General features: G+C 43.3%; 22 protein-coding genes. 12 read left to right on the top strand and 10 right to left on the bottom strand.

The genetic code is table 11. From position 1 onward, the window contains the following. Positions 1-38 precede the first annotated feature (38 nt). Both XPG1_RS02120 and queC read left to right on the top strand, forming a co-directional pair. Positions 39-1,091 (top strand): PLP-dependent cysteine synthase family protein, encoded by a 1,053-nt coding sequence (locus XPG1_RS02120; protein ID WP_045957617.1) that lies wholly within the window; start codon positions 39-41, stop codon positions 1,089-1,091. Between the two features lie 32 nt (positions 1,092-1,123). Continuing rightward, positions 1,124-1,822 carry a 7-cyano-7-deazaguanine synthase QueC gene (queC, locus tag XPG1_RS02115; protein ID WP_045957616.1) on the top strand — a complete coding sequence of 233 codons (699 nt, stop codon included), beginning with the start codon at positions 1,124-1,126 and terminating at the stop codon, positions 1,820-1,822. Between the two features lie 192 nt (positions 1,823-2,014). Here queC and XPG1_RS02110 read toward each other — a convergent pair whose 3' ends face one another. The 9 genes from XPG1_RS02110 to bolA form a co-directional block, all read right to left on the bottom strand. Continuing rightward, complete coding sequence (locus XPG1_RS02110) at positions 2,015-2,422, bottom strand: acyl-CoA thioesterase (RefSeq protein WP_045957615.1); 408 nt, start codon at positions 2,420-2,422, stop codon at positions 2,015-2,017. A gap of 177 nt (positions 2,423-2,599) precedes the next feature. Continuing rightward, positions 2,600-3,004, bottom strand: a complete 405-nt coding sequence (locus XPG1_RS19045; protein ID WP_045957614.1) for a ComEA family DNA-binding protein — start codon at positions 3,002-3,004, stop codon at positions 2,600-2,602. A gap of 148 nt (positions 3,005-3,152) precedes the next feature. Next, positions 3,153-5,033: a peptidylprolyl isomerase gene (ppiD, locus tag XPG1_RS02100; protein WP_045957613.1), complete on the bottom strand. Its 1,881-nt coding sequence runs from the start codon at positions 5,031-5,033 to the stop codon at positions 3,153-3,155. A 175-nt stretch (positions 5,034-5,208) separates the two neighbouring features. Further along, entirely contained in the window at positions 5,209-5,484 is a 276-nt protein-coding gene (gene hupB / locus XPG1_RS02095; RefSeq protein ID WP_052708221.1) for a nucleoid-associated protein HU-beta, read from the bottom strand. 237 nt (positions 5,485-5,721) lie between these two features. Continuing rightward, positions 5,722-8,076: an endopeptidase La gene (gene lon / locus XPG1_RS02090; RefSeq protein ID WP_045957611.1), complete on the bottom strand. Its 2,355-nt coding sequence runs from the start codon at positions 8,074-8,076 to the stop codon at positions 5,722-5,724. Positions 8,077-8,283: 207 nt separating this feature from the next. Next, the gene (gene clpX, locus XPG1_RS02085; protein ID WP_045957610.1) at positions 8,284-9,555 is read right to left on the bottom strand and encodes an ATP-dependent protease ATP-binding subunit ClpX; all 1,272 of its coding nucleotides are present in this window, start codon (positions 9,553-9,555) and stop codon (positions 8,284-8,286) included. A 128-nt stretch (positions 9,556-9,683) separates the two neighbouring features. Continuing rightward, positions 9,684-10,307: an ATP-dependent Clp endopeptidase proteolytic subunit ClpP gene (gene clpP / locus XPG1_RS02080; RefSeq protein WP_045957609.1), complete on the bottom strand. Its 624-nt coding sequence runs from the start codon at positions 10,305-10,307 to the stop codon at positions 9,684-9,686. A 263-nt stretch (positions 10,308-10,570) separates the two neighbouring features. Then, the gene (gene tig, locus XPG1_RS02075; protein WP_045957608.1) at positions 10,571-11,875 is read right to left on the bottom strand and encodes a trigger factor; all 1,305 of its coding nucleotides are present in this window, start codon (positions 11,873-11,875) and stop codon (positions 10,571-10,573) included. Positions 11,876-12,255: 380 nt separating this feature from the next. After that, positions 12,256-12,579 (bottom strand): transcriptional regulator BolA, encoded by a 324-nt coding sequence (gene bolA / locus XPG1_RS02070; RefSeq protein ID WP_045957607.1) that lies wholly within the window; start codon positions 12,577-12,579, stop codon positions 12,256-12,258. 254 nt (positions 12,580-12,833) lie between these two features. Here bolA and XPG1_RS02065 point away from each other — a divergent pair, with 254 nt between their 5' ends. From XPG1_RS02065 to XPG1_RS02025, 9 genes are all read left to right on the top strand, one after another. Next, positions 12,834-13,421 carry a lipoprotein gene (locus XPG1_RS02065; protein ID WP_045957606.1) on the top strand — a complete coding sequence of 196 codons (588 nt, stop codon included), beginning with the start codon at positions 12,834-12,836 and terminating at the stop codon, positions 13,419-13,421. A gap of 69 nt (positions 13,422-13,490) precedes the next feature. Further along, a complete protein-coding gene (ampG, locus tag XPG1_RS02060) occupies positions 13,491-15,020 on the top strand; it encodes a muropeptide MFS transporter AmpG (RefSeq protein ID WP_045957605.1) in 1,530 nt (509 codons plus the stop codon). A gap of 260 nt (positions 15,021-15,280) precedes the next feature. Further along, a complete protein-coding gene (locus tag XPG1_RS02055; protein WP_045957604.1) occupies positions 15,281-16,054 on the top strand; it encodes a nucleoside-specific channel-forming Tsx family protein in 774 nt (257 codons plus the stop codon). Positions 16,055-16,404: 350 nt separating this feature from the next. Further along, on the top strand, positions 16,405-17,370 hold the full coding sequence (gene cyoA / locus XPG1_RS02050) for a cytochrome o ubiquinol oxidase subunit II (protein ID WP_045957603.1): 966 nt from the start codon (positions 16,405-16,407) through the stop codon (positions 17,368-17,370). Between the two features lie 4 nt (positions 17,371-17,374). Then, positions 17,375-19,357 carry a cytochrome o ubiquinol oxidase subunit I gene (gene cyoB, locus XPG1_RS02045; RefSeq protein WP_045957602.1) on the top strand — a complete coding sequence of 661 codons (1,983 nt, stop codon included), beginning with the start codon at positions 17,375-17,377 and terminating at the stop codon, positions 19,355-19,357. Then, positions 19,357-19,968, top strand: a complete 612-nt coding sequence (locus XPG1_RS02040) for a cytochrome o ubiquinol oxidase subunit III (RefSeq protein WP_045957601.1) — start codon at positions 19,357-19,359, stop codon at positions 19,966-19,968. The genes cyoB and XPG1_RS02040 overlap by 1 nt, the downstream gene beginning before the upstream one ends. After that, a complete protein-coding gene (locus tag XPG1_RS02035; protein ID WP_045957600.1) occupies positions 19,968-20,303 on the top strand; it encodes a cytochrome o ubiquinol oxidase subunit IV in 336 nt (111 codons plus the stop codon). Before XPG1_RS02040 ends, XPG1_RS02035 begins: the two co-directional genes overlap by 1 nt. A gap of 23 nt (positions 20,304-20,326) precedes the next feature. Next, positions 20,327-21,211 (top strand): heme o synthase, encoded by an 885-nt coding sequence (gene cyoE, locus XPG1_RS02030; RefSeq protein ID WP_045957599.1) that lies wholly within the window; start codon positions 20,327-20,329, stop codon positions 21,209-21,211. Positions 21,212-21,355: 144 nt separating this feature from the next. Next, positions 21,356-22,723, top strand: a complete 1,368-nt coding sequence (locus XPG1_RS02025) for an MFS transporter (protein WP_045957598.1) — start codon at positions 21,356-21,358, stop codon at positions 22,721-22,723. 170 nt (positions 22,724-22,893) lie between these two features. On the opposite strand, the gene XPG1_RS02020 is transcribed toward XPG1_RS02025, so the two are convergent. After that, a complete protein-coding gene (locus XPG1_RS02020; protein WP_045957597.1) occupies positions 22,894-23,385 on the bottom strand; it encodes a YajQ family cyclic di-GMP-binding protein in 492 nt (163 codons plus the stop codon). Between the two features lie 174 nt (positions 23,386-23,559). Here XPG1_RS02020 and panE point away from each other — a divergent pair, with 174 nt between their 5' ends. After that, positions 23,560-24,501, top strand: coding sequence for a 2-dehydropantoate 2-reductase (panE, locus tag XPG1_RS02015; RefSeq protein WP_045957596.1), 942 nt, complete (start codon positions 23,560-23,562; stop codon positions 24,499-24,501). Positions 24,502-24,598: the final 97 nt, after the last annotated feature.

Below are 24,598 nucleotides of genomic sequence, written 5' to 3'. Positions count from 1 at the left end.
CTATATGCCATTACGGTATTATTATTTAGGGTCAATTTATGTCGTCTTTATGGGCTAAAAATGCCATAAAATCCATTCAAGCTGATTATCAACGCAGTGCTGATACACATCTAATTCGTCTTAACCTGCCAATGTTTCCAGGCATTCATCTCTACCTTAAAGATGAGAGTACGCACCCCACAGGTAGCCTGAAGCATCGACTCGCCCGCTCCTTATTCCTGTACGCACTCACTAATGGCTGGATTAAGGAAGGAACCCCTATTATTGAAGCTTCGTCAGGAAGCACTGCCGTTTCGGAAGCTTATTTTGCCCGCTTACTTGGTTTGCCTTTTATCGCTGTCATGCCCTCCTGCACAGCTAAGCGTAAAATTCAAGAAATTGAGTTCTATGGTGGTAAATGCCATTTTGTCGAGCATTCTGCTTTGATTTACCAAGAATCAGAACGCCTGGCAAAAGAGCTTAATGGCCATTATATGGATCAGTTTACCTATGCCGAACGGGCAACTGACTGGCGGGGAAATAATAATATTGCAGAAAGCATTTTCCGCCAGATGCAGTTAGAGCCCTTTCCAGAACCAACTTACATCGTTATGAGTGCAGGAACCGGAGGTACATCTGCAACGCTTGGCCGCTATATCCGCTACCAGGGATATAACACCAAACTCATTGTTGTCGATCCTGAAAATTCCGTCTTTTACGATTGCTATCATCAGAACCGCCGTGATCTTTGTGGGGGAACTGGCAGCAAAATAGAAGGTATTGGTCGCCCGCGCGCAGAACCCTCTTTTATTCCTACTGTTATCGATGACCTGATCCAAGTTCCTGATCTTGCCACTATCGCCACCATTTATTGGCTTGAAAAATTCATTGGCAGAAAAACCGGCGCTTCCACAGGCACCAACGTTTGGGGAGCTTTACAACTTGCCAAACAAATGCACGATAACAAACAACAAGGGGCCATTGTGACCTTACTCTGTGATAGTGGAGAACGCTATCTTGATACTTATTACAACCCTGAATGGGTGATGAATAATATCGGTGATGTCACACAATATCTCACACAACTACCCAAGTTAAATGGTTATGAGTAACATATCTCCTTAAGTTTAAAGAGGTAGTTATCATGAAACGAGCCGTTGTTGTATTCAGTGGTGGGCAAGATTCCACCACTTGTTTAATTCAGGCACTCCGTCAATATGATGAAGTTCACTGTGTCACCTTCGATTACGGACAGCATCACCGTGCAGAGATTGATGTCGCTTGTCGGATAAGCAAAGAACTGGGCGCCACCGCCCACAAAGTACTTGATGTGACTTTATTGAATGAACTCGCAATCAGTAGCCTGACAAGAGACAATATCCCCATCCCCGATTTCAGCGAAAGTGAAAAAAGCGGCCTCCCAAGTACATTTGTGCCTGGCCGTAATATCTTATTTTTAACTCTGGCAGCAATTTATGCTTATCAGGTTGAGGCAGAAGCCGTTATTACTGGCGTTTGTGAAACTGATTTTTCGGGCTACCCGGATTGCCGTGATGAATTTGTCAAAGCGCTTAACAAAGCAGTCAGCCTTGGTATTGCCCGCGATCTTCGTTTCGAAACGCCTCTCATGTGGTTAAACAAAGCGGAAACATGGGCATTGGCAGACTATTACCAAAAACTGGATTTTGTCCGCAATCAAACGCTTACTTGTTATAACGGTATTCAGGGTGATGGATGTGGTGAATGTGCTGCTTGTCATCTTAGGGCTAAAGGATTAAAACATTATTTAGATAATACCCAGAGCATTATGTTAGCAATGAAATTCAAAACACACCTAAGTTAATCATCACCTTTTATTTAATTAATACTATCGATGAGAGGTTCTACAAACCTCTCATTTCATCACGGTTATTTCACTCATCATTGACTTTACTGTTTGCAGACTTAAATCCATTCCCTTGTCACCGCGCTGCACTATCAGTGCTATTTGATAAAATAGTGGTTTAAAGAATACCCATATAGTTATTCACTCTCTTTATTCAGTATGGTATTTATAGTCTTCCATTCTTTTGCGTAATTCACCTTCTAAAACCAAGGTTTTTTGCGTTTTCAGGTCAATACAGACAAATGTCGTTAAAGCATCAGCAATAATTCGATTATCACGCCTACGGACAATTTCCTGAAAAAATGTACCACTTTTATTACGCAATTCTTGCATAGACGATGTCACTTCGAGTTCGTCGCCCATTACAGCGGGATGACGATAATTAATATTAATGTTCACCACAACAAAACCAATATTTTTATGATTTAACCATGCCAATGTGTCATCTTCAGTCAGTAAGTCCCAACGAGCAGCCTCCAAAAATTCCAAATAGCGGGCATTATTGACGTGTTGGAAAAGATCAATATGGTAACCCCTAACTTTGATAATCGTACTCATTGCTATTTTTTCCTTTAAACTCATCCGACCAGGTTAGGTGTAACAATAGCAAAACAATTTAATAACAATAGTGTTTAATGAATTATTCTTGATCAATATCACAGCCCCCTTGATAAATTTCCTACGTATAATTTATTACGTACAATTTCTTACGTACAACACAAGAGGGCCTAACGCTTAATGGGTTAACTTATCCCGATTTTTTTCTATAAACATAGGACCAATACCTTGAACTTCCTGCAATTGTTCTATGGTTGTAAAAGGGCCATATTTTTCACGATACTCAATAATCGCCTGCGCTTTTTTAGCGCCAACTCCATTGAGTTCTTTGGCTAATTCTTCAGCAGTTGCCGTATTGATGTTAAGAGTTCCCTTCTTTTGTATCTGCTGAGCTGAAACTTGTACCCCATCCTTTTTATCATGCTCTTTTGTATTACTACCCTCAATAGTGGTTTTTTGCTGACCAATAGATGGTTTTACTATTTTATCAGCAGGTTCATTGACTGTAGCAGCATTAGATAACGGCACACTAATACACAATGCCATAACGATTGAATTGAATAATATCCTGAAATATTTCATATAAATCCCTCTATATTTTGTTGGTGAAAGCAAGATAGCCACAACCCTATTTCTGGACAATAGGCAAAATTCAAATATGCGAAAGGCCACCAAAGTGGCCTTTTTTAATTACGATTTTGCAAGAACAGATGTGAGTAGCTTCGCAACTTTATTCAATCTGTCCGAATTTAATATCCGCATTATCACGCAAATTTGCTATTAGCGACGCCAACATGCTCGCCCCCGTCTGATACTGATAACTCACCTGATATTGTTTGAGTTGTTCATCTGTCACAGCGCCAGGAACGACTTTATCCAATTGAATCAGCACCGCATTACCCGATTCATCCTGAGCTAATCCATATACCGGTTTACCCTCTTTCGGATGAGGTAACGTAAATGCCACATCGGTAACCTGGTTCGCTTGGAACATATTTTTCATCACGGTAGGTTGTGTAAACTCAATACCAGCGGCTTTCAATGCTGGCTCACCTTTACCTTCTTTCAAAGCAACCAGTAATTTTTCACTTTCAAGCTGAAGTTGTTTTTCCGCTTTCTGGCGTTTCACCAATTCAGCTATTTCCGTTTTTGCCTGTTCAAACGGCTGGATGGTTTCAGGTTTAACATCGTCAACACGCACTATAAAAGCGCTATTGCCTTCCACCGAAATCACATCAGAGTTAATGCCTGTGGCGCCCTTATCATCAATCAAATTGTCCGAGAAAATGGCCTGAACAACTTGACTGAAATTAATGTCAACAGGAACATGATCGCGATCAAACCAGTCAGTCGTCACCGCCTGATAACCCGCTGCTTTTTCTGCTGCGGTCAACGATTCATTATCATTGGCTGCCGCATCTCCGACTTTTCTCTGTAACGCATAGAACGCATCAATCGCTTTTTCCTGCTTAACCGTTTTTTCTATTTCAGCGTGCATATCAGCTAATGGCTTAATTTCCTGAGGTTTAATATCATCCAAACGGAAAATTGCATATCCACCCGATAATTTAATCACATCTGAAAGTTGCCCTTTCTGAATCAAATTGGCTGAGATAAGCTCATTAGGCAGCGCATTATCGTCCATCCAGCCAAGATCACCGCCTTTTTGAGCAGAAAATTTATCTGTCGATTTTTCCGCTGCCAGTTGACTAAAATCAGCGCCTTTCTTTAACGCCTCCAACACTGATTTAGCCGCAGAATTTGAAGCCAGTTGAATCAAACTGTACTTTTTCTGTTCAGGCTTCGTATATTTCGACAAGTTATCTTTGTAATACTGTTCAATATCGGCATCAGAGATCGTGACATTCTTCATCTCATTAGCTGCATCCATTTTGATATAACTGACTTTGACTTTTTCTGGCACAGTAAAGTGCTTACTGTTCGCGTCATAGTAGTTTTTCAGCTCTTCATCGGTCACTGTTTGCGTCGCTTCAATGGATTTCAGTTTAAGCGTAGCAAGACGCACCGTCCTTTCTTGAAGAAAAAGGGCGACTTCTTGTCTGATTTCTGTCGGTAACGCAATTTCTGCACCAATAAGAATTTGCTCAAATTGACGAGTAATCAGATCCTGACGGATCTGTTCGGCAAAATGATCAGGACTGACATTTGAACGGGCAAGTAGGTTGAGGTATTCCTGATATTTTTTGTTGTCAAATTGCCCATCAGTCTGGAGAAATGATAGATTACGTATCTCCTGCGCAACTTGCTCATCACTGGCTGATAAACCCAGCTTATGGGCATATTGTTCAACCAAAATAGCATTGATAAGTTTTTCCAATACCTGGAGACGAAGCTGTTGTAGCCCCTTTTCATCGTTTAACAAAGTTGAAAACTTATCTCCCAGCTTCTCCTGCTCCGCATTTTTTTCTTGTAAAAATGCCTGCTCCAGCTGAGCACGACTAATGGTTTGGCCATTCACTTTGGCAGCATAACTACCACTTTCGCTTGACAGGTAACCTGTGACACCCGTTACTAAGAAAGTCAGGATAATTAGAGCCAACACAATTTTGAGCACAGGACCGTTCGCCGCCGTGCGTAGGTTGTCCATCATAAAGACGTAAAACTCCGCTTTAGTGAAAAAGAAACTGTCATATTACGCTAATTCATACGTTAAGAGAAAAAAAGCGCATCAATTGATTGATGCGCTTATATTCTAGACTATCAATACGCCCTAGTCAGTTGAAGTTTATCCCAATAACGAAAACTAAGGCCTGTTTTTTTATGGATTAACCATTAACAGCGTCTTTCAACCCCTTTCCAGCACGGAAAGCCGGTACTTTTGCCGCTGCGATCTTGATTTCCTTGCCAGTCTGAGGGTTGCGTCCTGTACGTGCTGCACGTTCACGCACCGTGAACGTACCGAACCCCACTAAAACGACATCATCACTGTCTTTCAATGCACCAGATACTGAAGAAATGAATGCATCTACTACACGTCCGGCTGCTGCTTTAGAAATGTTGACATCAGCCGCAATTTTGTCGATCAGTTGTGACTTATTCACTCTTATCATCCCCATTTTAGTTTTACTATCATAACGGAAATCGATTTATAACGAATAACACATTGGTTATACCGCCACATCAATCCTTTCCAGTATTAGCAAGAAATCATGGAACAGCAAAATATTTAAGCAGATAATCAGATGAATCTAACTTCATGGCATAAAAAAAGGCCGACAAGTATGAATTGACTTGCCAACCTTAATTTTATATACAGCGCTTAAGCCACTCACTTTTTACTATTTTAAGGAGACGACTTCTGCACCAAATGTCGGTTCCTGTAACGCGATAGATAACACATCCTCTATGCGCTTAACCGGATGGATCTGCAAATCTTGGATCACATTCTGCGGGATCTCTTCCAGATCGCGCTTATTATCATCGGGGATCAAAACTGTTTTAATTCCCCCACGATGGGCTGCCAGCAATTTTTCTTTCAGGCCACCAATTGGCAGAACCAAACCACGCAGAGTAATTTCCCCCGTCATGGCGACATCAGCACGCACTGGATTTCCCGTCAGGCAAGAAACCAATGCTGTACACATTGCAATCCCGGCACTTGGGCCATCTTTTGGTGTCGCCCCTTCCGGTACATGAACATGAATATCGCGTTTTTCATGGAAATCGGCACTGATACCCAGTTTGTCAGCACGAGCCCGCACAACGGTTAACGCTGCCTGAATAGATTCCTGCATCACTTCGCCTAATGAACCGGTATAAGTCAATTTACCTTTACCCGGCACGCTGGCTGTTTCAACCGTCAGCAAGTCGCCGCCAACTTCCGTCCACGCTAGACCTGTTACCTGACCAACCCGGTTTTCTGTATCAGCACGACCATAATCCACTTTCTGCACACCCAGATAGTTTTTCAAATTATCTGCATTGATCTCAATGTGCTTAATTTTCTTATCCATCAGTAAGGCTTTGACCGCTTTACGACACAATTTAGAGAGTTCACGCTCCAGACTACGAACGCCAGCCTCACGAGTGTAATAGCGGATAATACCAATAATGGCACCATCATCTATCGTCAATTCACCAGCTTTCAACGCATTACGCTCGATCTGTTTTGGCAATAGATGACGTTTAGCAATGTTCAGTTTTTCATCTTCGGTATAACCCGATAAACGAATGACTTCCATACGATCCAGCAATGGGGCAGGAATATTCATAGAGTTAGACGTTGCCACGAACATGACATCAGAGAGATCATAATCCACTTCAAGATAGTGATCGTTAAATGCCACATTTTGCTCAGGATCAAGCACTTCCAACAAAGCTGAAGCGGGATCACCACGCATATCGGATGACATCTTGTCAATTTCATCCAATAAAAACAGGGGATTTTTAACCCCGATTTTAGACATCTTCTGGATTAATTTGCCCGGCATTGAACCAATATAGGTACGGCGATGCCCACGAATTTCTGCTTCATCACGTACGCCGCCCAAGGCCATACGAACATATTTACGCCCTGTTGCACGTGCGATAGAACGGCCTAATGAAGTTTTACCCACACCAGGAGGCCCTACTAAGCAGAGTATTGGCCCTTTGATCTTGCTGACACGGCTTTGTACCGCAAGATATTCAAGGATACGATCTTTAACGCGCTCCAACCCATAATGGTCTGTATCCAACACTTCCTGGGCTTTGACTAAATCTTTTTTCACCTTACTACGTGATACCCAAGGAACTTGCGCCATCCAATCAATGTAGCTACGAACAACCGTTGCTTCTGCTGACATCGGAGACATCATTTTTAGTTTCTGCAACTCAGCTTCAGCTTTTTCACGTGCCTCTTTCGGCATTTTCGCTTCTTCGATCTTACGTCTAAGCGTCTCATTTTCATCAGGCGCATCATCCATCTCGCCCAACTCTTTTTGGATCGCTTTCATTTGCTCATTCAGGTAGTACTCGCGTTGGCTTTTTTCCATCTGTTTTTTCACGCGATTACGGATACGTTTTTCTACCTGTAGCAGATCGATTTCTGATTCCATCATGGCTATCAGATATTCAATGCGTTCAATCACATTAGACATTTCTAAAACTGTCTGCTTGTCATTGATTTTCAAAGGCATATGAGCGGCAATGGTATCGGCCAACTTTGCCGCATCTTCAATATTGTGTAACGATGTCAACACTTCTGGTGGGATCTTTTTATTCAGTTTGATATAACTTTCAAACTGATTAATCGCCGTTCTTACCAGAACTTCTTGTTCACGTTCATCAACGTCAGGGGAGTCAAGGTAGTCTATTTGCGCATAAAAATATTCGCCATTATCTGTTAACGTAGTAATGCGAGCGCGCTGTAAGCCTTCAACCAGAACTTTTACGGTGCCATCTGGCAATTTTAACATCTGCAAAACAGAAGCCACTGTACCTACGGAGAAAAGATCATTGACTCCCGGTTCATCAGTAGAGGCTTCTTTTTGCGCAACTAACATGACTTGTTTGTCATGCTCCATTGCTGCTTCCAGGCAATGAATTGATTTCTCACGCCCAACAAACAGAGGGATCACCATATGTGGATAAACCACGACATCACGCAAAGGCAATACAGGGATTTCTATGCGTTCGGAACGCTCAGGATTCATAGAGCTCTCTCTTCGTTTAGCTTTCGCCAGTTTTAGGAATCTCGTGAAACACGGTTTTCACGAGTTTCACTTCAAAGAATATAAAATATATGGGGACAGGAATCTGACATTCAATAGCCTATACCTGCAAAAACAAAATGAGGGAGAATCCCTCATTTTGTTTTGTCTAATGCATATTGATAATCGGCACATCCTACCCTATTTTCTTCACTCACCAGAAACTTGGGCATCCGGCTTGCTATATATCAATAATGGTGCGGAATGACCTTCAACAACCGTTTCATCAACGACAACTTTTTCCACATGTTCCATTGATGGCAGGTCATACATTGTATCAAGCAAAGCGCCTTCAACAATTGAACGCAAGCCGCGAGCACCCGTCTTACGTGCCATGGCTTTTTTCGCGATGGCAGTCAGTGCTTCTTTCCTGAATTCCAGTTCAACACCTTCGAGATTAAACAAAGCCTGATACTGTTTAGTCAACGCATTTTTCGGTTGCTGTAGGATTTGAATCAGCGCTTCTTCATTCAGTTCAGTCAATGTTGCCAGAACAGGAAGACGGCCAATAAATTCAGGAATTAGCCCAAATTTAATCAAATCTTCTGGTTCAACCTGAGCCAGCAATTCACCTTCCGTTTCTTTCTCTGATTCGCCTTTAACTGTAGCACTAAAACCAATCCCTGAACGGACATTCAAACGCTGACTGACAACTTTGTCCAAACCAGCAAATGCGCCCCCACAGATGAACAGGATCTTGGACGTATCAACTTGCAAAAATTCCTGTTGCGGATGTTTACGGCCACCTTGAGGAGGAACGGCTGCCACAGTACCTTCAATCAGTTTCAACAGCGCCTGCTGAACACCTTCTCCTGATACATCACGAGTAATTGAAGGGTTATCCGACTTGCGGGAAATTTTATCTATTTCATCAATATAAACGATACCACGTTGTGCTTTCTGCACATCGTAGTCACATTTTTGCAGAAGTTTCTGGATAATATTTTCTACGTCTTCCCCAACATAACCCGCTTCGGTTAATGTCGTGGCATCCGCCATGGTGAACGGAACATCTAAATAGCGAGCCAGTGTCTCTGCCAGCAACGTCTTACCGCTACCTGTTGGGCCAATCAACAAAATATTGCTTTTGCCAAGTTCCACACCATTACTGGAATCGCCATTACGTAGTCTCTTGTAATGGTTATAAACAGCCACTGCTAACACCTTTTTCGCTGTTTCCTGACCAATAACGTAATCATCCAAATGTTGGCGAATTTCATGAGGGGTAGGCAATGCGCTACGCTCACGATGTGGTATCAGTTCTTTAATTTCTTCGCGAATAATGTCATTACATAAATCGACACATTCATCGCAGATATACACTGACGGGCCGGCGATTAATTTCCGGACTTCATGTTGGCTTTTCCCGCAGAAAGAGCAATACAGCAGCTTTCCTGAACCGTCTTTGCGCTTATCTGTCATCAGTCAACCTCACTTTATGAACTGTTATCCCAGTTTATCCGGCATAACAGAAAAAACGCTATCATTACTCCGCAGCTTAACGTCAACGCCAGGTCACGCTCACATCGGAGTAATAAAGTTATCAATAATTAGTTACGTTGAGTGAATATACTATCAACCAGTCCGTATCCTACGGCTTCCTCGGCTGATAAGAAACGATCACGCTCCGTATCCTCAACAATCTTCTCAATGGGTTGCCCGGTGTGTTTTGCCATTAATTCATTCATACGCGCTTTAACTTTGAGGATTTCCTGCGCATGAATTTCAATGTCAGTTGCCTGACCCTGGAACCCTCCCAGCGGCTGGTGAATCATTACTCTGGAATTTGGCAGACAGAAACGCTTACCTTTTGCTCCAGCGGTCAACAGGAATGCCCCCATCGAACAAGCCTGGCCCATACAGATAGTACTCACATCCGGTTTGATAAACTGCATCGTGTCATAAATAGACATACCTGCGGTAATCACCCCACCCGGTGAGTTGATATATAAGTGAATGTCTTTTTCTGGGTTTTCTGCTTCCAAAAATAACATTTGGGCAACGATCAAGTTTGCCATATGATCTTCAACAGGCCCTGTCAGAAAAATGATACGATCTTTTAATAAGCGGGAGTAAATATCAAATGCACGCTCCCCACGCGCCGTTTGTTCAACCACCATCGGCACCAAAGACATGTTAGGTGCATATTGATCTTGCTTGCCACTGTATGACATTTCCGTCTCCTAATAGAACTCACGCTGGTGCCATTCATAACTGATTCTACTCGAGATAAGCGATGATGACCATGATTCAAAGTTAGCTAACAAGGGGATGTTCCCCTCTAAAAAGTAGTAAGCCTTTACATAATAGTAAGAAAGGATATGAGGTTAAATCTGTTTTTTTCAAGAACAATAAAAAAACCCGCAGACATAGCCTGCGGGTTTACTTCATTGAAAACGAGATCTTATCATCTCAGACAATCAATAATAGAGGAAACTTATGCCAGTTGATTTTGGTTCATAAGATCATTGAAGCCGGCTTCTTTTTCAGAAACTTTAGCTTTACTCAGAACAAGTTCAACCGCCTGCTCTTCCAGAGCAACGTTGCGAATGTTGTTCATTAACTCTTTATTTTTGCCGTAGTATTCAACAACTTCTTTTGGATCTTCATAAGCTGATGCCATATCTTCGATCAACGCAGTAACGCGCTCTTCTTCGACTTTCAGCTCATTGCTGCTGATCACTTCGCCTAACAACAAACCAACAACAACACGGCGTTTAGCCTGCTCTTCGAACAGTTCACGTGGCAGTTCCAGAGCTTGTTTTTCATTGCCGCCAAAACGCTGAGCCGCCTGACGACGCAGTACATCGATTTCACTATCAACGACTGCCGCAGGAACTTCAATTTCATTCGCCTTAACCAGGCCATCTAAAACCTGAGTTTTGATGTTGTTACGAACAGCATTTTTCAGTTCACGTTCCATGTTCTTACGAACTTCAGCACGCAGACCGTCAACAGTACAGTCAGCAATACCAAAACGTTTGATGAATTCTTCAGTCAGTTCTGGCAGTTCACGCTGTTCAACTTTTTTCAGGTTGATCGCGAACTTCGCCGCTTTACCTTTCAAGTTTTCTGCGTGATAGTCTTCAGGGAAAGTGACATCAATAGTAAATTCTTCACCTGCTTTGTGAGCAACGACACCCTCTTCAAAACCAGGGATCATACGACCTTGACCCATTGCCAGCACGAAATCGGTTGATTTACCGCCTTCGAACTCTTCACCATCAATGGTACCCGTGAAATCAACGGTCACGCGATCTTCCGCAGTGGCCGCTTCATCGGTTTCTTTCCAGGTTGCCTGCTGTTTACGCAAAGTATCAAGCATGTTGTCAACGTCGGCTTCTTTTACTTCAACAACCGGTTTTTCAATTTCAATTTCTTCCAGACCTTTCAGTTCAATTTCTGGATAAACTTCAAATTCAACGGTATAAGTGAAGTCTTCACCTTCTTTAAACTGCTCAGGTTTATAGCTTGGGGCACCGGCTGGATTGATTTTCTGCTCAATGATCACGTTAATGAAATTGCGCTGCATCAGATCACCCAGAACATCCTGAAGAACAGAAGCACCGTAACGCTGCTTAACGATCTTCATTGGCACTTTACCCTTACGGAAGCCATCGACACGGACTTTCTTTGCTACATTAACCAGTTCACTATTAACTGCTTTTTCGATATCGGCAGCAGGAACGGTGATTGACACACGACGCCCAAGGCCTTGAGTTGTTTCAACAGAAACTTGCATCTTGTTACCTCAAAAAAATCATAGTGCTCGGTCAACTTCAGAATGACTGCAATGCCTGCAAGAAGCTAATTACAACACTCTTTAAGAACCGGGGGCGGTCGCATTAAAAAACCGAGAATCCCTGTGATCAGAAGCGTCCCGAAACCATTCTAAAAATTTAGACGCAGCATTATAGCGACGCAGACGGTATGAGTCGAGAATTGCAGACAAAAGCATGCGTGATTCGTTGACTTATGTGATAAACGTTGCCCAATGATGACATCACTGTATTGTTTATACGACACACAGATAAACAAAAATACAACCCGAAGCCGGTTTTCAAAATTAAAGCCAGATTAATAAAATTAAAGACGGACAATCGATGGGATTATCAGTAAAAATCATAACATTGAGGTCATCTTATCTCCACCACGACACGCCGGAGAAGCCAAAACGGAGTCTCCTAATTCTTTCCACTCCTTTTCTGTATAAGTATGCAGGGCTAAAGCATGTACGCCTTCTTCTAATTCTTTAGCCAAAACACGATATACTGAACGATGGCGACTCAACATTCTTTGCTCAACAAATTCATTGCTGACTAGAATAATTTTAAAGTGGCTTTCAGAACCCGCCGGCACATTGTGCCGATAACTTTCATCGATCACTTCCAGATGAGAAGGCTTAAATGCCGCCTGTAACTTTGTTTCTATTTCTTGACGAACCATCCCATTCTCCTCAATTACCAAAGATTATTTATCGACCAATTCATTAATTTGAGTTTCTTTACCGTGAATGATAGCACCGGGCTAACCACATCTTTTCAACCTCATTTACGTAGAGTATGTTTACCCCATGTTTCAGTCACCAGGGATATGCCACGGTTAACGGCGATGCTATGATGACGGCATTTATACTATCGCTACTGTGATACCTAGTATTAATCTATCGAATATCCGAATTTTGAATTGAGAAAACCTACATGCTAAAGAAAATATTTATTCCATTGGTGACGCTTTTCTTTTTAACTGGATTATCTGGCTGCACAAACTCAGGCAATACCTTAGCCATCCAGCCCCAAATCACGCTACCAACAGCTGATCCGATGATGAAAGCAATCACCGTCAGTATTAGTGGGGCCGATCATCGTCAATCTCAAGCCCTCGCTCAAATTAATCGTGATGCACGTTTAGTGACATTGACGCCGTCCCGTGATGTGCGTTTTTTACTGCAAGAAGCGTTAGAAAAACAAATGGTCGCCCGCGGCTATATGATTGGTTCTCCCGCTAATGCCAATTTGCAAATTATTGTGAATCAGCTTTACGCCAATGTGAAAGAAGGCAGTCTGCGTCATGATATTTCCGCAAAAGCTGAAATTTCTATCATTGCCTATGCGCAAGATGGTAGTAAACAAATCAAAAACTACCGTACTAGCTACAATGCACAAGGGCCATTGGGGGCAACAAACGCAAAAATTGCTGATGCGGTCAATACCGTTTTATCTGACGTGATCGCGGATATGGCTCAAGATGACGCTATCAGTACTTTCATCAAACAAAATGTCCACTAAAGGATAATGAATAAACTTTCTGCCGATTCTGATAAAAGTGAATGGGATACAGAAAGTTTTAGGAGTCCCATGACTAACCATCGTTATTTAAACCTTTCTGCATTACGCAATTATCGTACCCTTCTGTTACTGGGCTTTGCCTCAGGTCTGCCTCTGGCACTGACAGCTGGAACGTTACAAGCATGGATGACTGTCGAAAATGTCGATATCCGAACTATCGGTTTTTTCACATTGGTTGGTCAAGCCTATGTTTTTAAGTTTCTCTGGGCGCCTGTGATGGATCGGTATTCCCCTTCTTTTTTAGGGCGCCGGCGAGGATGGATGCTCGTTACTCAACTTTTACTGATCGTCAGCATTGCAGCAATGGGATTTCTTCAGCCGTCCCAACACTTATGGTGGCTAGCGGCATTGGCCGTGGCTGTGGCATTCTTCTCCGCCTCCCAAGATATTATTTTTGACGCCTACAAAACGGATTTGTTGCCACCGGAAGAAAGAGGATCTGGTGCCGCGATTTCCGTGCTAGGCTACCGACTCGCCATGTTAGTTTCGGGCGGATTAGCCCTATTGTTGGCGACCTATATTGGCTGGCAAAGTATGTATTGGGTGATGGCGGGTATGATGATGCTTGGTGTATATGCCACGCTGACCGCCAAAGAGCCTGAAATTAATACTGCACCGCCAAAAACATTGCGTCAAGCCGTGTTCGAACCATTATCTGATTTTTTCAACCGGAATAATGCCTGGCTCATCCTACTACTGATCATCCTGTACAAACTCGCTGACGCTTTTGCCCTCTCTCTTAGCACAACATTTCTTATTCGCGGCGTTGGTTTCAGTCCAGTCGAAGTCGGTATGATCAATAAATCCCTCGGACTTGCTGCCACCATTATCGGGGCGCTGTATGGCGGTTATTTGATGCATAAGATGAGCCTATTCCGCGCCCTGATGATCTTTGGCCTTCTTCAAACCATGTCAAATTTCGGTTATTGGGTACTGACTGTCACGCCTAAAGACATCTACTCAATGGGAGCCGTCATTTTTCTGGAAAATATTTGTGGTGGTATGGGAACAGCAGCTTTTGTCGCCCTTCTAATGACGCTGTGTAATAAATCATTCTCAGCCACACAATTTGCTTTGCTTGCTGCATTATCCGCAGTGGGCCGCGTTTACGTTGGCCCAGTTGCAGGATGGTTTGCAGAAGCCTATGGTTGGCCTCTGTTTTATTTATTTTCTGTTGTGATCGGATTACCGGGACTGATATTACTGTTAGCCTGCCGTAAAACGCTGATCTATACTCAAGAAAATGATCATTTTATCCCCCGGACACTGTTCCAGAACGCTTACAAATCTGCCTTTATTATCATGATATTGGCAGCGCTGATCTTCATCGTTTGGTTAATTATCAGCAGCGTACTGTTTATCATCATCCATTTAATATCGCTGATATACGCTATATCTCCAGAATATATTCTGTACTTTGATAAAGTCAGTGATTGGATCTCCCCGCTCTTATCAGGGAGTATCATGATGGGCGTGTTAGGTATCCTTTTAGGGGGAATGTTGGATTATTTGGCGTTAAAGAAAAGTCAACTCGCTTAGTCTACTTTCCCATTCAACACCTGACCACATCTCCATCACGGCAACAAAAGATCGGTAAAGTTCCGTCTTTTGTTGCTATTCGATAGTGACAATCATCACAAAAAAATAAAAAAATACCTTTTTGTGACCTGAAGAATATCTTTTTCAAGACCAAATTATTTATATTCAAATTAACAATAACAAATATTATTACTCGAATACATTTTATTTCGCACTCTGCGAAATACCATTAACGACCTGAAAACCATATAGAGGGATTTATGAAAAGACATATTTTGACACTCACCGCAACCGCCGTTGCCGCTACCTTAGTTTCTGCTTCAGCCAATGCGGAATACCAGTCGGGGTTTGGCAATGTCAGCATGAACTACCTCGACTGGAATGAGCACACCACACACAAAACCGGACAAACTTCACATAAGGACGATTTTGCTTATCTAGAACTGGAAGGCGGTGCAGGATTTAGCTGGGGTGAACTATATGGTTTTGCTGATTTAGAAAATGCGTTTAACAGTAAAACAGCCCAACCAGGCGATAACCAACGTTATACTTTCAAAACAACAGGCCGCTTCTATCTGGGTGATACGGGTTTCAACCTTTATGGTCATGTTTATGGAACCTATTCATTACCCGGCAAAGCGAACGGCGGAAACTTCCATGAAGTGAATACGCTCTATGGATTGGGCTACAATACTACACTGGCCGGTCTATGGTTTAAACCTTTCGTTGCCCTGCATTATGTTGACCAAACTTTCTATTCAGGCAACAACGGCTATGTCGTAGGCTGGGTTGCTGGATATGATTTCAACCTTTGGGAACAAAACTTCAGCGTCACAAACTGGAATGAAATTGAACTAAACCGCAATCAACGTTACGGCAATGGCGGACATGAAGGTATGAATGGCGCAGTTGGATTGTGGTGGACGCCACATACTTCGTTTACCGCTGGCGTTCAATACCGTTATTCAGGTAACAAACTGGGCGAAGATTTCTGGCAGGATGGTATTGTTTACAGTGTAAGATATAACTTCTAACAACTTATTTGATCAATGGGCAGTCTCAAGCTGCCCATTACAGCCAATAAATCACAATCACCTCACCGTTCACAAAACCTATTTTGTGATTTTTTCTTTGTTTTTTATCCGCTTTTTTCTTTTTAAAATAGTGTGTTTTTGCGATTAACTGTCTATTTTAATTTTTTAGTTAAAATAACGGACCGAAATTAATGTTTTGTTAAATCCAGAATCACATGTGATCGCTATAGCATAAAAAGCCTACAAGCCAACCTGCTTCTATTACAATTGTTTACACTCCGGTAACCATACCGTAGAATGCCCACACTGATGAAACGACAATAAAAGCTTTTGTTATCTGGGGTCGCTCAATGAGACTGATGAAATACAAAAAAACTATTGGGTTATCATCACTGTTCGCAGCCACTTTAATGCTAAGTGGTTGCGATATGGTATTGATGAATCCCAAAGGGGCGATCGGCGTTGAACAAAAAACGCTGATACTGACGGCGTTTGGCTTGATGCTGATCGTTGTTATACCGGCTATTGTAATGGCAATTATCTTTGCCTTACGTTACCGGGAAGCCAATAAATCTGCAACCTATCGTCCAAACTGGGCACACTCAAATAAAATTGAGCTTGTCGTTTGGACTGTGCCTATCCTGATTATTATCACTCTGGCAACGATTACATGGAAAACAACCCATGAGCTCGATCCATATAAGCCATTGGATAGTGATGTAAAACCGGTGACGATTGAAGTGATTTCCCTTGACTGGAAATGGCTGTTCATCTACCCGGAACAGGGTATTGCAACCGTAAATGAAATTGTATTCCCTAAAGATGTTCCAATTAATTTCAAAATCACCTCTGACTCTGTGATGAACTCGTTCTTCATCCCACAGTTAGGTGGTCAGATTTATGCCATGGCAGGCATGCAGACAAAACTGCATTTAATTGCTAACTCTGCGGGTAAATACAATGGTTTTTCAGCTAGTTACAGTGGCCATGGCTTTTCTGGCATGAAATTCACTGCAACAGCCACTGAAGATCGTGCCGGTTTTGACGAGTGGGTGCAGAAAGTTAAAGCATCACCGAAAACCCTGGATACCGTGCAAACATTCAATGAATTGGCTAAGCCTAGCCAAAACAACCCAGTTGAATACTTCTCAAGTGTGAAACCACAACTGTTCCAGGAAACGATTGCCAAATTCATGGGTGACATGGGCCATGGCGGTATGCATGGTATGGCAAATCATGGAAAAACAGAACATGGTGAAGCTGCAGATCATAATATGAATATGAGTCAGCCGGCTCATTCAGGTGTTGAGGAATAAAGGCATGTGGGGAAAATTAACACTGGATGCAGTCCCATTACATGAACCCATTATTGTGGTGACATTACTCGGGATCTTGCTTGGGGGACTAGCAGTTGTTGGTTCCTTGACTTATTTCCGTAAATGGAAATGGCTTTGGAATGAATGGTTAACCAGCGTTGACCATAAGAAAATTGGTGTCATGTATATCATCGTTGCCATGGTGATGATGCTCCGTGGCTTCGCTGACGCCATCATGATGCGAGGACAGCAAGCTCTGGCTTCCGCGGGTGAAGCAGGTTTCCTGCCCCCGCACCATTATGATCAGATATTCACCGCTCACGGCGTTATCATGATCTTCTTTATGGCAACGCCTTTTGTTGTCGGTCTGATGAACGTCGTTGTTCCGCTGCAAATCGGTGCGCGCGACGTTGCATTTCCATTCCTGAACTCATTAAGTTTCTGGTTATTTGTTGTCGGTGTTGTACTGATTAACCTCTCTCTTGGTGTAGGTGAATTTGCACAAACGGGTTGGTTGGCGTACCCGCCTCTATCGGGTCTAGAGTATAACCCGGGAGTCGGGGTCGATTACTGGATCTGGAGTCTTCAGCTCTCCGGTGTCGGTACGTTACTGACCGGTGTTAACTTCTTCGTTACTATCCTGCGTATGCGTGCGCCAGGCATGTCCATGATGAAAATGCCCGTTTTCACCTGGGCTTCACTGTGCACCAACATCCTGATCATCGCCGCATTCCCAATCCTGACCGTAACCATCGCGTTGTTAACGCTAGATCGTTATCTAGGCACCCATTTCTTCACCAACGATATGGGCGGCAACATGATGATGTATATCAACCTGATTTGGGCGTGGGGTCACCCTGAAGTTTACATTCTGGTTCTGCCTGTCTTTGGTATTTTCTCCGAAGTAACGGCAACCTTCTCGAAAAAACGCCTGTTTGGTTATACCTCGCTGGTTTGGGCGACAATCGTTATTACCATCCTGTCGTTCATTGTCTGGCTGCATCACTTCTTTACCATGGGTTCTGGCGCGAACGTCAACGCCTTCTTTGGTATTGCCACGATGATTATCTCTATCCCAACCGGGGTTAAGATCTTCAACTGGCTGTTCACCATGTACCGTGGTCGTATTGAATTCAAAACCCCAATGCTGTGGACTGTTGGCTTCTTGGTCACCTTCTCCATTGGTGGTATGACTGGTGTTCTGCTGGCGGTACCCGGCGCAAACTTCGTGCTGCATAACAGCCTGTTCCTGATCGCCCACTTCCATAACGTTATCATCGGCGGTGTGGTATTCGGTTGCTTCGCAGGTACAACGTACTGGTTCCCGAAAGCATTTGGTTTCACACTGAATGAAAAATGGGGTGTCCGTGCCTTCTGGTTCTGGATCACGGGTTTCTTCGTTGCCTTTATGCCGCTGTACGCACTGGGCTTCATGGGGATGACCCGTCGTCTGAGCCAGGATATCAACCCTGAATTCCATCCATTACTGGTTGTTGCCGCAGGCGGCGTTGTCTTAATCGCCTTGGGGATTCTGTGTCAGGTTATCCAGTTCTACGTCAGTATCCGTGATCGTGACCAAAACCGTGATTTGACGGGTGATCCATGGGGTGGCCGTACGCTGGAATGGGCAACTTCATCGCCACCTCCATTCTATAACTTCGCAGAAGTTCCACATATCCAGACTCGTGATGCGTGGTGGGATATGAAAGAAAAAGGTGTTGAGTATCAGCGTCCAGCTAAATATGAAGAAATTCATATGCCTAAAAATACCGGTGTCGGCGTGATTATCAGTGCTTTCTGTCTGACCTTAGGTTTTGCTTTGATCTGGCATATCTGGTGGATGGCGATTGCAAGCTTCGCGGGCATCATCATCAGCTGCATTGTGAAAAGCTTTGACGAAGACGTTGATTATTACGTTCCTGTGGCTGAAGTCGAAGAAGTTGAAAATCAGCGTTACGAAGAACTGAGAAAGGCAGGTGTGAAATAATGTCGACTCAAACCCTAAATAACACAACGGCCCATGACGCTCATGGGCACCACGACACAGGAACCAACAAAGTTTTTGGTTTCTGGGTCTACCTGATGAGTGACTTGATTTTGTTTGCAAGTCTGTTCGCTACCTATGCCGTGTTAGTTAATGGCACTGCGGGAGGCCCATCGGGTAAACAAATTTTCGAACTGCCATTTGTACTGGTAGAAACCTTCTTGCTGCTATTTAGTAGTATCACCTATGGTTTCGCCATGCTGAACATGAACAAAGGTAAAGTGGCTCAAGTAAACCTGTGGCTGTTTATTACCTTCCTGTTTGGCCTTGGCTTCGTGTCCATGGAATTGTATGAATTCCATAAACTGATCGAAGAGGGCTTTGGCCCTGACCGTAGTGCATTCCTGTCCGCCTTCTTTGCTCTGGTTGCTACCCACGGTCTACACGTCACCTTTGGCCTGATTTGGATCATTACCCTGATCGTTCAGGTTTCACGGCGTGGCCTGACTGATGTGAACCGTATGCGTCTGAACTGCCTGAGCCTGTTCTGGCACTTCCTTGACGTTATCTGGATCTGTGTATTTACTGTCGTTTATCTGATGGGAGCGATGTAATGAGTCATCCAAATACTTCTCATTCCGGCGCCAGCCACGGTAGCTTCAAAACCTATATGATTGGTTTTGTTCTGTCAGTCATACTGACCGTGATCCCATTTTGGATGGTGATGGAGGGGACTGCCTCACACAGCACAATTCTCGTGACCGTTGTTGCTATGGCTGTCGTTCAGATTTTTGTTCATTTCATTTGCTTCCTGCACATGAATACATCATCTGAAGAACGCTGGAACCTAGTTGCCTTAATATTCACACTGGTGGTCATCGCTATTGTTGTTGTTGGCTCTCTGTGGATTATGTACAACCTGAACATCAATATGATGGTTGATTTATGATGGTTGATTAAGGGTTGATTTGAATGATTAAGCAATACCTGCAAGTGACCAAACCAGGAATTATTTTCGGAAATCTAATTTCTGCGATTGGTGGTTTTCTACTCGCTTCCAAGGGCGTAATAGATTACCCCTTATTCTTTGCAACGATGGCAGGGGTATCGCTGGTAGTCGCATCTGGTTGTGTATTTAACAACTATATCGACCGCGATATCGACCGTATCATGGAAAGAACGAAAGAAAGAGCCCTTGTAAAAGGGCTTATCAATCCGAAAATCAGCCTGATTTACGCCTCCGTGTTAGGTATTGCTGGCATCGTGCTGCTCTATGTCGCAGCCAATGCCTTAGCAATGCAATTAGCTCTCATCGGGTTTGTCGTTTATGTTGGGGTTTACAGCCTTTACATGAAAAGAAAATCTGTTTATGGCACGCTGGTAGGGAGCTTATCAGGCGCAGCACCTCCGGTGATTGGTTACTGTGCCGTCGCGGGACATTTTGATACAGGCGCCTTGATCTTATTGTTGATCTTTAGCTTGTGGCAGATGCCCCACTCTTATGCCATTGCTATTTTTCGGTTCAAAGATTACCAAGCGGCCAATATCCCGGTATTACCGGTGATTAAGGGTATTTCCGTTGCGAAAAACCACATCACTTTGTATATTCTGGCCTTTACAGTTGCCACTCTAATGCTGGCTCTCAGTGGTTATGCCGGTTATAAATACCTCATTGTCGCTGCTGCGGTGAGCATCTGGTGGTTAGGTATGGCATTATCCGGTTATAAAACCGATAATGACCGTCTTTGGGCTCGTAAGTTATTTGTGTTTTCTATCATCGCTATCATGTCATTAAGCGTCATGATGTCTGTCGATTCGTCAGCATCACCAGAAAACTTAATGACTTACGCCTGGTAATATTTAGATGACAGGGCCTACCCTGTCATCTTTTCCCTTTCCTTGTCTCTCTTTATTCAGCGACAACTTATTCAATGACAAACGTGACTTGTTCGTTTTCCTTCATCTCATTGAATGTCATATCAGATTTTTTTTGGGGTATCCATGAACGATAATAAAATGACTCCGCTTGAACTTCGGGCGACATGGGGCTTAGGTTCCGTTTTCTCTCTGCGTATGTTAGGCATGTTCATGGTCTTACCTGTTCTAACCACCTATGGCTTAGAATTACGTGATGCTACTGAAACCCTTATCGGAATTGCCATTGGTATCTATGGCCTAACACAGGCCATATTCCAAATCCCATTCGGGCTTCTTTCAGACAAAGTTGGCAGAAAACCGTTAATCATCGGCGGACTTCTCATTTTTGTATTAGGCAGTATTATTGCTGCCTTAAGCGACTCTATTTGGGGGATTATTATTGGGCGGGCTCTGCAAGGTACAGGTGCCATATCCGCCGCTATCATGGCATTGCTTTCAGATCTTACTCGTGAACAAAATAGAACAAAAGCCATGGCATTTATTGGCATTAGCTTTGGGATTACATTCGCCTTTGCGATTGTTGTTGGCCCGGTTATCACTCACCAAATTGGCTTACACGGGCTGTTTAGCATCATTGCAATCCTTGCCGGCTGTGGGATCTTGATCACTTTGTTTGCTGTGCCAAATACCCATAAACATTCACTGAACCGCGAATCGGGCATTGCTCGTCACAGCTTCAAACGTGTACTTTCAGATCCTCAGCTACTGAAACTCAATTTTGGTATTCTCTGCTTGCATACCTTATTGATGTCGAGCTTTGTTGCCCTCCCTCTCATTATGGAGAAAGTTGGCTTTCCTCCACAACAACACTGGAAAGTGTATTTAATAACCACGCTTATCTCTTTTGTCGCTGTTCTACCTTTCATTATCTATGCAGAAACAAAACGTCGTATGAAGCAGGTGTTCTTACTGTGTATAGCCCTGCTCTTCATCGCTGAAGCCGTTTTATGGTCTCAGGGATCACATCTTTGGGGGATCTTTGCGGGCATCCAGATTTTCTTCCTTGCATTTAATATTATGGAAGCCATTTTGCCCTCACTCATTAGCAAAGAAGCACCCGCGGGCTACAAAGGCACCGCCATGGGCGTTTATTCTACCAGTCAATTCCTCGGTGTTGCTTTAGGCGGCAGCCTTGGGGGAATGCTTTACGAGTTGCAAGGCGCATCTCTCGTTTTCATGGGGGGAATAGCATTGACTGCTCTCTGGTTTATCATCAGCCTGACATTACGTCAGCCTCCATACGTCAGCAGCATCAGGCTCGTTTTACCAGAGCAACTACGCAATCCTGATATGTTGGCGGAAGAAATATTGGCGCAAGCGGGTGTTAAAGATGTCGTCATCGCACCAGAAGAGTTCAGTGCCTATGTCAAAGTTGACACCAAACTGACTCACCGTGAACAGTTAGAACAGATTGTCTCATCGCATGGATAAGATACCGTATTGATAACAAAGCGAAATTGATAACAGAAAAGTACGGTGTATGATAAGTAGGATCAGGCACCGTACTCTTTTAATTACCTGATTTAAGAATTAATTAAAAATCCAGATTGAAAACCCGAAATTAATTAATTCAAAATAACATATTGAATTTTACAAAAAAATCAATCCCGGAAATTAGTAAACTGGAAAGGCTGTCCCAATTCTGCACCACGCACCAATGCGATAACATTTTGCAGATCATCACGAGCCTTACCTGTTACCCGCACTTGCTCACCCTGAATCTGAGCTTGCACCTTCAACTTACTGTCCTTAATCAGCTTCACAATCTTTTTGGCCTGTGGCGTATCAATCCCTTGCTGTAAGGTCGCTTCGACACTGTATGTTTTGCCACTGTGAACCATATTTTCAGGAATGTTGAGTACAGAACCATCAATGCCACGTTTAGAAAATTTCTCACGCAGAATATCGATGAGTTGGTTCACCTGAAAATCAGATTCACTGGCAATTTTGACCGATTCATTTTTTTCGTTTAATTCAAAGCTCGCGTTGACGTTGCGGAAATCCCAACGATTAGTTAACTCTCTTTGTGCATTTTCTACCGCGTTACGCACTTCCTGCATATCAACTTCTGAAACAATATCAAATGATGGCATTGCCCGTCACCTCTTGCTAATCAATAAGCCGGCATGATAACCGCTTTCTATTATTGGCAAAAGCTCTATACTCGGGAAGCTCAACGTTCTTTTTGAAATTATCCTATTTTGAGAACAGTCAGTATTCAATGACGAGTCGAGGTGTATCATGAAAGCGTCCCTCAAGGAAGAAATATGAAAATCACCGTTCTTGGCTGTGGCGCTATAGGTAAACTGTGGCTTGCTGCCTTATCCCAACAGCATCACCCTGTTCAGGGCTGGCTGAGAGTTTCGCAACCCGTTATTTCCGTCCAAATCGAACGTTCTGATGGCCCGGTTTTTCATCAACAGTTTACGGCCAATGACGAAAAACATCTCGCTGAAAGTGAGTTACTCCTCGTTTGCTTAAAAGCATGGCAAGTGTCTAATGCGATTAATCACCTTATTGACAAACTGCCTCCCCATTGCCCCATTTTGTTACTGCATAACGGGATGGGAACCCAAGACGAATTAATACCTTTGCCGAACCCCATTTTACTTGGCGTGACGACTCATGGCGCCTACCAAAAAAATGGGATCGTTTACCACAAGTCACAAGGCATCACCCACATTGGGGCTATAACAGCCAATGCTGCCAAACTCAGCCATCTGGCCGATGTTTTACATCATTCCCTGCCCGATGTCGCCTGGCATAATGAAATACAGGCTATCAGTTGGATGAAGCTTGCTGTCAATTGTGTCATCAACCCACTTTCCGTCATCTATAATTGCAAAAATGGTGATTTACGGCATCACTATGCACAAATCCAGACATTATGTGATGAAATTCATCAAGTGATGGAACATGATAATATTCATACCACCAAACAAACCCTGATTGATTATGTTTTGAATGTGATTGAGCAGACTGCTGAAAATCACTCCTCTATGCTGCAAGATATACGAGCACAACGGCATACCGAAATAGACTACATTACCGGTTTTTTAATGCGGCGAGCCCGTATCCACGGTTTACCCGTGACAGAGAATATCGCTATATATCATTACATTAAGCGGAAGGAGGAAGAATATGAGCGCCTCAGCCCTTATTTACCTGGCTCACGACAGCGGAGAGATCGGGGCAGTGATCACGCTTGATTGACTTGTGCGGGCAGACGTTAATCCGTGTTGACGCAAATGACTCCACGACATTAACCTGCTCACACAGTGTCAAACTCGTTGCAGATGATGTCTT

It is taken from the genome of Xenorhabdus poinarii G6 (genome assembly GCF_000968175.1).
Lineage (GTDB): Bacteria > Pseudomonadota > Gammaproteobacteria > Enterobacterales > Enterobacteriaceae > Xenorhabdus > Xenorhabdus poinarii.
The sequence above is the reverse complement of the archived record's forward strand: the minus strand, read 5'-3'. Positions and strand labels throughout refer to the sequence as shown.